The organism is Phytobacter sp. V69 (genome assembly GCF_965644215.1).
GTDB lineage: Bacteria > Pseudomonadota > Gammaproteobacteria > Enterobacterales > Enterobacteriaceae > Phytobacter.
The window spans coordinates 1-3,756 of record NZ_CBFFRL010000310.1 but is presented as its reverse complement, the minus strand read 5'-3'; the positions used below and the strand labels follow the sequence as shown (position 1 = coordinate 3,756).

Genomic DNA, 3,756 nt, shown 5'->3' with positions numbered 1-3,756 from the left:
GTCATGATAATAGGGCCTTCTGATTAGAAGGCCCTATTATCAATGATTTTTATCCTCGTGACGACACTATCTAAGGTCTTTCCACCACGCCATAAAAATTCTTCTTATTTAACCTGTTCTTTATGTTCAATTTTACAGCGAACCAGATTTAAGACAATAGCTACCATAAAGCCCCGTTAGTGGTACAAGCAACAAGCGGAGCGTAGCGACTTCATTAGATTGTCAGAGAGATCACACCTTATCAGGGTGCTCGTGTACCGTCAGGAGCGTGAGCGAAGCGCTGGCAGAGCCTGCATATCGTGTGCAGGTACGTTTACCACTATTCACCTGTTTACGTAGCCACAAGGCCGCACATCGGGCTTAAAATGCGTATGATCAGTCTGTTTTGGTATAGGTTTAGAGACGGCGGCACGTCTTCCAGCTTCAAAGGGGGCATACTGGCGTATGCAGTACAAGGTTGAGCCTGGTAACTACTTGCCACTGCGTGCTAACATACCAAAGCCATTAACAAACACAGTGGCTTTTGTACGTGATGAAGAATTGACATTTTCTACTGGTCAATGAGACGGGTTTTTCACACTAACTCATTGATTTAAAAGAAAATAAGGTACTGAATGCCGAAGGCCGGACTCGAACCGGCACGTATTTCTACGGTTGATTTTGAATCAACTGCGTCTACCGATTTCGCCACTTCGGCACAGAAGGGGATGCTGATAGCGGGTTGCATTATACCTGTTGCAGATCCCGGCGCAAGCATTCCCCCGCCTTGCCGCGTCTAAATGCCGAAAAAATCGACACATCTCCCCTGCGCTCCCTGCTATCTGGAACGCTTCTCGCAAAACGCTGCAACGTGACGGCGGTGGTTTACATTTGTCGCGTCTTGTTATCTGATCCTGTTACGGGTTGTTGCCATTCACCACATCCATAGCTCAGGACAAGACATGCGTTTCTATCAGGTTGAGCCCACGCTGGAGAACTACTGGCGCGGTATAATCCTCTTTGGCAAAAATGTCGCTTCCTACAAATTCGCGCTGGCTCATGCGCTGTACGACATGAAGCGCGACGGCAGTGACCTCATCCTGCTGGAAGATCTCGCCATCCCGTTCAGCCAGCATCTGTGTCGCCATCTGGCACAGGCACCAAAGCAAATCACCTCTGCCAAAAGCCAGTATCTCGACGCCTGTCGTGGGTTTAACGCACAGGAAATCGATCAGGATGCATTAACAGCCGCCACGGTACGTTTCGGGTTTAACAACGTTATCGATGCCTTTCACAACGTCAATCAGGGCGAAATCGAAAAGCGCTTTTTTATCGATGAGCGCAAAACCCACAAAGGTATTCGCCTGACCACGCATTTCCATCAGCTCACCGAACGCCAGCAGTATCAGAACCTGATGTTCGAGACGGATACGCGCTGGAAGCTGGTTGAACAGGCCTGGGCGATGGGTGTTTCACGCAACCTCATTACGGTGGAGTACGACGAACAACAACAGATACTGTTCAGCACACAGAATACCCGCCGGGTCGACATCACCAGCTGTCGCGACAGCCTCAACGGTTATCAGAAAGGCCGCTGCTTTTACTGCTATGCGCCCATCAGCCTTGAACCGGGCAATGACAACCTGGCCGATGTCGACCACTTTTTCCCGTGGATGCTGCGCGATAAGGTGAAGAACGTGAACGGCGTCTGGAACCTGGTGCTGGCCTGTAAATACTGTAACCGCGGGGAGCAGGGCAAATCGTCGCGCATCCCGTCGGTCAAACTGCTGCAGCGCCTGCGCGATCGCAATGAGTACTTTATTACCAGCCACCTCCCGCTACGCGAAACGCTGATGCGCCAGACCGGCATCACCACCGCTTTGCGGGATGATTTTCTGTCAAATGTCTGGAACACTGCCCGCGTAAACTTACTCCACCAATGGGAGCCAAAGGCCGCCGGGCCGGATACCTTCTGATGACCATTAACTTTTATCAAAACCATGCGCAGGCGTTCTTTGCCGACACCATCGGCGTCGATATGTCGTCGCTCTACGCCCCTTTTATCGCGCATCTTGCCCCTGGCGCGTGCGTGCTGGACGCCGGATGCGGTTCCGGGCGCGACAGCCGTGCATTTCTGGAGATGGGCTATCAGGTCGAGGCCTTTGATGCGTCGTCCGAAATGGTCCGTCTGGCCTCGCAACACAGTGGGCTGGCGGTAAAACAGATGACCTTTAGCGATGTCTATGCCATAAACCGTTACGACGGCATCTGGTGCTGCGCATCGCTGCTGCACGTTGAAGCGCACGCCTTGCCGCAGGTGATGCACACGCTGGCGCAGGCGCTGAAACCTGGCGGTATCTGGTACGTCTCGTTCAAATATGGCGAACAGGAAAGAGAAAAAGAAGGCCGCCATTTCAGTGACTTAACCGAATCAGGCCTGACCGCGCTGGTCAGCCCGTTAGCGGATATTCAGGTGGTGTCGATGTGGACGACGCAGGATAAACGCCCGGATCGCGCGGAAACCTGGCTTAACGCCTTGTTACGCAAAGATTAACTCTGCCACTCTGACTATCCTCTACACTCAAATCTCAACCATCATGAGTGAAAGGCGATGTCGATTATCAAAAGCTATGCCGCTAAAGAAGCCGGGGCAGACCTGGAACTGTTTGAGTATGACGCGGGAGAATTGGGTCAGGAAGACTTTGAAGTGCAAGTGGATTATTGCGGGATCTGCCACTCGGATTTGTCGATGATCGACAACGAATGGGGCTTCTCTCAATATCCGCTGGTCGCCGGGCATGAAGTAATTGGACGGGTGGTGGCGCTGGGTAGCGCTGCGCAAAACAAAGGGCTGAAAGTCGGCCAGCGCGTGGGCATCGGCTGGACGGCGAAAAGCTGCGGCCACTGCGACGCTTGTATCAACGGCGACAATATCAACTGTCACGAAGGGGCGGTGCCGACCATCCTCAACCGTGGCGGTTTTGCCGACAAGATTCGTGCGGGCTGGCAATGGGTGATCCCGCTGCCGGATACCATTGATGTCGAGACCGCCGGGCCGCTGCTTTGCGGTGGTATCACCGTGTTTAAACCATTGCTGATGCACCATATCACCGCCACCAGCCGTGTCGGGGTGATTGGCATTGGCGGGCTGGGGCATATCGCCATCAAGCTGCTGCACGCGATGGGCTGCGAGGTGACGGCGTTCAGTTCGAACCCGGCGAAAGAGGCCGAAGTACGCCTGATGGGCGCGGATTATGTAGTGAACAGCCGCGATCCGGAAGCCTTGAAAGCACTGGCGGACCAGTACGATTTGATTATCAACACCGTGAATGTCGATTTGCAGTGGCAGCCGTATTTTGAGGCGCTGGCCCACGGCGGTGCGTTCCATACGGTGGGTGCCGTGCTGAAACCGCTGGAGGTTCCGGCCTTTACGCTGATTGCGGGGGACCGCAGTGTGTCCGGTTCCGCGACCGGTACGCCGTTCGAGCTGCGTAAGCTGATGAAGTTTGCCGGCCGCGCGAAGGTTGCGCCAACGACCGAGATGTTCCCGATGTCGCAGATTAACGAAGCGTTGCAGCACGTGCGTGACGGGAAAGCGCGTTACCGCGTGGTGTTGAAATCGGATTTCTGATGTGCCATAAACCTTCTCCCGCTATGGGGGAAGGTGTTCCCTCGCCCTTCATTAACTTCATTTCACTTTGTAGCGAATTCAGATAATAAGTGCAACGCTCGGACATGATTGTGGAGAGTGTAGGAGGAAGGGTTAACTACCGATAA

General features: G+C 53.6%; 3 protein-coding genes and 1 tRNA gene. 3 read left to right on the top strand and 1 reads right to left on the bottom strand.

What is annotated here, in order from left to right; all coding sequences use genetic code 11:
* Nucleotides 1–615: 615 nt before the first annotated feature.
* Nucleotides 616–697 (bottom strand) — tRNA-Leu (locus tag ACSZPU_RS24255).
* A 244-nt stretch (nucleotides 698–941) separates the two neighbouring features.
* Between ACSZPU_RS24255 and ACSZPU_RS24250 the strand changes: the two genes are divergently transcribed.
* From ACSZPU_RS24250 to ahr, 3 genes are read left to right on the top strand one after another with little or no spacing between them, the layout of a single operon-like run.
* Entirely contained in the window at nucleotides 942–1,955 is a 1,014-nt protein-coding gene (locus ACSZPU_RS24250) for an HNH endonuclease family protein (RefSeq protein WP_499004118.1), read from the top strand.
* Entirely contained in the window at nucleotides 1,955–2,533 is a 579-nt protein-coding gene (locus tag ACSZPU_RS24245; protein ID WP_499004115.1) for a class I SAM-dependent methyltransferase, read from the top strand. Before ACSZPU_RS24250 ends, ACSZPU_RS24245 begins: the two co-directional genes overlap by 1 nt.
* Nucleotides 2,534–2,590: 57 nt before the next feature.
* Entirely contained in the window at nucleotides 2,591–3,610 is a 1,020-nt protein-coding gene (ahr, locus tag ACSZPU_RS24240; RefSeq protein ID WP_499004114.1) for an NADPH-dependent aldehyde reductase Ahr, read from the top strand.
* Nucleotides 3,611–3,756 lie beyond the last annotated feature (146 nt).